This is a genomic window from Protofrankia sp. CiP1_Cm_nod4 (assembly GCF_982290645.1).
The window spans coordinates 9516-15285 of record NZ_CEVIVC010000056.1 but is presented as its reverse complement, the minus strand read 5'-3'; the positions used below and the strand labels follow the sequence as shown (position 1 = coordinate 15285).

The window sequence follows — 5770 nt, the reverse complement described above, 5'->3', positions numbered from 1 at the left end:
CCCAGAGTGGAGCGGGCGACGGGAATCGAACCCGCGTTGCAAGCTTGGGAAGCTCGTGTTCTGCCTCTGAACTACGCCCGCGTGCTGCCTTCAGCATCCTACAGGCTCGCGTGGGCGAGGTGCGGCGGGACCCGGCCGGCGTGGGCCAGGCACGGCCTGGGCAGGCCGGCGCCGGTCGGCGGGCACGTGTCGCTACAGGACGGACGACACACGGTATATCCGCCCGGAGGGCGCGATCCACGTCCGTGAGCAGATCTTTTACTACTCTCCCGAATCGATGTGCTACTCAGAGCACGCGTCCGGGAGGAATACGTGCAGTTTCGCAAGAGCATGATCTCGCTGACGGCTGGAGCCCTGCTCCTTGCCGGTACCGCCTTCGTCGACGCCACATCCGCCTCGGCCGCGCCCGCCTCCGCGACCGACGGCGCCACGATCACTGTCGGTGCGACGACCGGTGGCTCGACGGCCGGCGATCCGACGGGTGGGCACCGGTCGCTGGACGAGTGTTCGGAGGCCGACTTCCGTGGCGACTCGCGGCTGGGCCCCCAGAAACTGCCGGTCGTCGGTGAGGTGGGCCGGCAGCTGTCCCACTACCAGCGCACCGGCGGGGAGCCGGTCCAGCAGTTCCTGGACACCTGGTGGGACCCGTCCGCCCGGTCCGGCCAGGGCGGCTGGCAGTACCCGCCGAAGGACGGATACCTGATCAACCCGGACGGTACCCCGCAGCGGACGGTGACATCGCTGGCCCCGGGGCTGGAGTTCGACCGCTTCGGTGGCACCAGCGGCAACTTCGCCTCCCCGGAGGGGACGAAATACGCCGCCCGGGCCATCCCGCCGTCCAACCTGGACTCCACGACGGACCCGGGCAGCTGCAACTACCACGACTACCGGGTGCTGCGGACGTTCTCCGTCTACAGCGGCGCCATCCGGCCGTGGTTCGACCAGCCCGGCTACGGACAGCAGTACCAGGTGGTCAGCGCCCTCATCCCGGGCGCGCCGGTCGTCGACCCGGTCACCGACGCGCTGCCCATCCAGTGGCTGCTCGACAACCAGCTCATCTGCTCGACGACCGACGCTGCCTACCTCTGTCCGTGACGGGACGACAGGGCGAAGAATGGGGGGATGCCCCCGTCCGACGACCGCGACAGGGCCGACGGCCGGTAGCGTGCTCGGACGTGCTGCTGTCTGACCGGGATATCCGAGCCGAGATCGCCGCGGGACGCGTCCGCCTGGAACCGTACGATCCGGTTCTCGTCCAGCCCAGCAGTATCGACCTGCGGCTCGACCGGTGGTTCCGGGTGTTCCAGAACCACCGGTACAGCCACATCGACCCCGCCATCGAGCAGGAGGACCTGACCGAGCTCATCGCGCCGGACGTCGACGAGCCGTTCGTCCTGCATCCCGGGGAGTTCGTCCTCGGCTCGACCCTCGAGATCATCAGCCTGCCGGACGATCTCGCCGGCCGGCTGGAGGGCAAGTCCAGCCTCGGCCGCCTGGGCCTGCTCACGCACTCGACCGCGGGGTTCATCGACCCGGGCTTCTCCGGCCATGTCACCCTTGAGCTGTCGAACGTGGCCACCCTGCCCATCAAGATCTGGCCGGGTATGAAGATCGGCCAGCTGTGCCTGTTCCGGCTGTCCTCGCCGGCGACACACCCGTACGGCTCGGCCGTCTACGGCTCGCGCTACCAGGACCAGCGCGGCCCCACGCCGTCCCGCGCCTACCGCGACTTCACCCGCGCCGCCGTCTCCTCGGACGACCACAACCGCGACCGTAACCACAATCACGACCACACCGGGTGACATCCGCGCGGGCGCGGCGGATGCGCAGCAGTCGCACGGGCATGGTGGCACCGGCGCGTCCGCGCGGGCACGGCGGTCGCCTCACGGGTTCGGGCGGAAGCGCACCGGCTCCCGTCCGGACGGCTGGCCGGGAGCCGGCCGGGTGGGCGACGGCGGCACCGGACGGCTCACCGGCTCCTTCGTCGTCACCCACACCTGCTCGCCGTGGTGGACGATGGCGGCCGGGTCGCCGCGCAGCAGCACGTAGGACGCGGTGGCGTCGGTGACCTCGACCCGTAGCCGCCGGCCCCGCCGGGACAGCGTGAACGCCAGCCTGCTGATCCCCTCCGGCAGCCGGGGGGCGAACGACAGCGTCTCCCCGGTGTCGCGCAGCCCGCCGAACCCCTCGACCAGCGCGATCCAGCTCCCGGCGAGCGAGGCGATGTGCAGGCCGTCCACGGCCCGGTTCGACAGGTCGCGCAGGTCTGTCAGCGCGGCCTCGCGCAGGTAGTCGTGGGCGAGCCCGAGGTGGCCGACCTCGGCGGCCATCACCGCCTGGTAGCACGCCGACAACGACGAGTCGCGGACGGTCAGGGCCTCGTAGTAGGCGAAGTTGCGGGCCTTCTGCTCCTCGGTGAACGCGTCCCCCCGGCGCACCATCGCCAGCACCAGATCGGCCTGTTTGACGACCTGCTTGCGGTACAGGTCGAAGTACGGGAAGTGCAGCAGCATCGGGTACTGGTCGGGGCGGGTGCGCTCGAAGTCCCACACCTGGTGGCGGGTGAACCCCTCGGACTGCGGATGCACGCCCAGCTTCTCGTCGAACGGGATGTACATGTCCTCGGCGGCGTCCCGCCAGGACGCGGTCTCCTCCGCGTCCACGCCGAGCTCGCGTGCCCTGTCCGGATGCCGCCGGACGGCGTTCGCCGCCTCGACGAGGTTCTGCTGCGCCATCAGGTTCGTGTAGACGTTGTTGTCCGCGACCACGCTGTACTCGTCCGGGCCGGTCACGCCGTCGATGTTGAAGTCGCCGTCGAGGTCGTGGTGGCCGAGGGAGCGCCACAGCCGGGCGGTGTCGACGAGCAGTTCCAGGCCGACGTCGCGCTCGAAGGCGTCGTCCCCGGTCGCGCGGACGTAGCGGACGACCGCGTCCGCGATGTCGGCGTTGATGTGGAACGCCGCCGTGCCCGCCGGCCAGTACCCCGAGCACTCCTCGCCGTGGATCGTCCGCCAGGGGAACGCCGCGCCGGAGAAGCCGAGCGTACGGGCCCTCTCCCGGGCCAGCGGCAGGGTGGCCTGCCGCCAGCGCAGGGCGTCCGCCGCCGCGTGCGGGGCGGTGTAGGTGAGCATCGGCAGGACGTAGCTCTCGGTGTCCCAGAAGGCGTGCCCGTCGTAGCCGGTGCCGGTCAGCCCCTTGGCCGGGATCGACCGGCGCTCGGCCCGGGCGCCGGCCTGCAGCACGTGGAACAGGGCGAACCGGACGGCCTGCTGCACCTCGGCGTCGCCGTCGACCTCGACGTCGGCCCGCGCCCAGAAGTCGTCGAGGTAGGCCTGCTGCTCGGCGAGCAGGCCCGCCCAGCCGGTCTGGCGGGCCGCGGTCAGCGCGGCGGCGGCCTGGTCCCGCAGCGCCGGCAGGGAACGCTGCTCCGACCAGCCGTAGGCGATGAACTTGACCATCCGCAGCGTGCTGCCGACGTCCAGCACGGCCGTCACGGTGATCCGGCAGGAGTCCTCGTCGCTCTCGGCGGTGACCCCCAGCCCGGGCAGCGGGTCGATCACATGGTCCATCGCGGCGGCGACCCGCAGGCCGCTGCGCCGGGTGCGGTGCACCAGCTCCGCGTATGTGCCGTGGCTGCCGTTCCACTCCCCCTGCAACGGCGCCTCCAGCGCGGCGGCCGCCCGCGGGTCCACGCTCTGCGGCGGCATCTGCTCGTTGGCGACCAGCTCGGACTGGATCACCAGCCGCGCCGGGGCGTCCAGCGGCTCGACCTCGTAGCAGATCGCCGCCATGGCCCGCTGGACGAAGGACACCAGGCGCACCGTCGACACCTTGATCGCCTGCCCGGCCGGTGACACCCACTCGGCCGTGCGCCGCAGCACGCCCGCGCGGAAGTCCAGCACCCGTTCGTGCGCCCGCAGCTCCCCGTAGCGGACGTCGAAGGGCTCATCGTCCACCAGCAGGCGGATGAGCTTGCCGTTGGTGACGTTGATGACCGTCTGGCCGGACTCCGGATACCCGTAGCCGGCTTCGGCGTACGGCAGCGGACGCAGCTCGTGCACCGAGTTCAGATAGGTGCCGGGCAGGGCGTGCGGCTCCCCCTCGTCCAGGTTCGCCCGCAGGCCGACATGCCCGTTGGACAGCGCGAACAGCGACTCCGAGCGGGCCAGCAGCGCCGGGTCGAGGCCGCACTCACGCAGGTGCCACGGCTCGACCGGGAACGACACGTTACCGATCACAACACGTTACCGATCACGACATGCTCCCGGTCATGAAGGGCCGCCGGTCGTGAAGGGCCGCCGGTCATGACAGGCTCCCGTCACCCGCTGCCGCGCGGCCGGCGCGACCGTGTTTGCCCGGCCCAGATTCGCCCGGCCCGGGTTCGCCCGGTTCGGGTTCGCCCGGCCCAGATTTGCCCGGTTCGGGTTCGCCCGGTTCGAGCAGGACGGCCAGGTCGGGGACGGTGATGTCCGCGCCGTGCGCGAGCAGGGCGTCGGCGTGCCCGATCCGGTCGACGCCGACCACGAAGCCGAAACCGCCGGCCCGCCCCGCCTCGACCCCGGCGAGCGCGTCCTCGAACACCGCCGCCTGCCGGGGCTCGGCACGCAGCTCACGGGCCGCGGCAAGGTAGGTGTCCGGCGCCGGCTTGCCCGCCAGGTGCTCACGCGCCGCGACCGCGGCGTCGATCCGGACGGGCAGCAGCCAGTCGATGCCGGCCGCGGTGAGGACCTGTGCGCAGTTCGCGCTCGACGACACGACCGCGCGTCCGGCCCCGGCGGCCGCCAGCGCGCGCAGGTACCGCACGGACCCCGGATACGCGGTGATCCCACCCGCGCGGAGCCTGGCCAGCAGGATCTCGTTCTTGCGCTTCCCCAGCCCGTGCACGGTCTGCGCCGTCGGCGGATCCGCCGGGCTGCCCACGGGCAGCTCGATGTGCCGGGACGCGAGGAACGACCGGACACCGTCCGCCCGCGGCCTGCCGTCCACGTAGGCGGGATAGTCGTCACGGACGCTGAACGGGACGAACGGGCCGCCTGCGTGCCGGGCCCGCCGCTCGAGGAAGGCGTCGAACATCTCCTTCCAGGCCGCGGCATGGACGGCGGCCGTCGGGGTCAGCACACCGTCCAGATCGAACAGGCATACCTTGATCTGTTCGGGCAGCCCGAGCATCCATCCCTCCCCTCGAGGGAGCCTGTGACCGTCCTACTACCCGCAACACCCCCGCCTGACCGCGCGACCGGCGGGGGTAACGTCCCACGCACGGCCCGGCATCCCGGAAGGCCGGAAAACGGGCTGGGAAAAGGGAAGCGAAGGAGGGGCCAGCGTCCGTGGCAACGGTCAGCGGCAGAAGCCGTCCCCGCAAGACCGGCCGGACCAGGGCCAACGGGCGCGGCGACGGCATCGGCGCGATCTCCGGGACGTCTTCCGCCGGAAGCACTCCCCCCCGGACATCGGCACCCAGGACATCGACGGCGCCCGCGGCGCCAGCGGCAGGGACATCGACGTCGCCCGCGGCAGGAACCTCGACGGCGCCCGCGGCGCCAGCGGCAGGGACATCGACGTCGCCCGCGGCGCCGGCGCCCACCGAGGCGACGCGGGCCTCCCGGTCCGCGCTACCGGCGTGGAACCGCCTGTGGCTGCCGCCCGTGGCCGCCGCCCTGGTGTTCGTCGCGGGACTCATCGACATCGTCTCCGCGGTGACGCCCGGCTGGCGCAGCCGTCTCGACCTGATCCGGCAGATCCTGCCCGGGTCGGTCTCCCGGCAGGCCGC

General features: G+C 72.1%; 4 protein-coding genes and 1 tRNA gene. 2 read left to right on the top strand and 3 right to left on the bottom strand.

The window, feature by feature from the left end; all coding sequences use genetic code 11:
* Positions 1 to 7: 7 nt before the first annotated feature.
* A tRNA-Gly gene (locus AC5LSR_RS12755) sits at positions 8 to 81 on the bottom strand.
* Positions 82 to 312: 231 nt separating this feature from the next.
* Between AC5LSR_RS12755 and AC5LSR_RS12750 the strand changes: the two genes are divergently transcribed.
* Together AC5LSR_RS12750 and dcd are read left to right on the top strand one after the other, a co-directional pair.
* On the top strand, positions 313 to 1095 hold the full coding sequence (locus AC5LSR_RS12750; protein ID WP_250285593.1) for a TNT domain-containing protein: 783 nt from the start codon (positions 313 to 315) through the stop codon (positions 1093 to 1095).
* 80 nt (positions 1096 to 1175) lie between these two features.
* Positions 1176 to 1802, top strand: a complete 627-nt coding sequence (dcd, locus tag AC5LSR_RS12745) for a dCTP deaminase (RefSeq protein ID WP_250285592.1) — start codon at positions 1176 to 1178, stop codon at positions 1800 to 1802.
* Between the two features lie 81 nt (positions 1803 to 1883).
* On the opposite strand, the gene AC5LSR_RS12740 is transcribed toward dcd, so the two are convergent.
* Both AC5LSR_RS12740 and AC5LSR_RS12735 read right to left on the bottom strand, forming a co-directional pair.
* The gene (locus AC5LSR_RS12740) at positions 1884 to 4238 is read right to left on the bottom strand and encodes a glycoside hydrolase family 65 protein (RefSeq protein ID WP_250285591.1); all 2355 of its coding nucleotides are present in this window, start codon (positions 4236 to 4238) and stop codon (positions 1884 to 1886) included.
* Positions 4239 to 4302: 64 nt separating this feature from the next.
* The gene (locus AC5LSR_RS12735; RefSeq protein WP_493468493.1) at positions 4303 to 5169 is read right to left on the bottom strand and encodes an HAD-IA family hydrolase; all 867 of its coding nucleotides are present in this window, start codon (positions 5167 to 5169) and stop codon (positions 4303 to 4305) included.
* Positions 5170 to 5770: the final 601 nt, after the last annotated feature.

Bases quoted from the DNA above. Each gene is read 5' to 3' on its own strand.
- AC5LSR_RS12735 (WP_493468493.1), bottom strand. From the start codon at position 5,169: ATGCTCGGGCTGCCCGAACAGATCAAGGTATGCCTGTTCGATCTGGAC.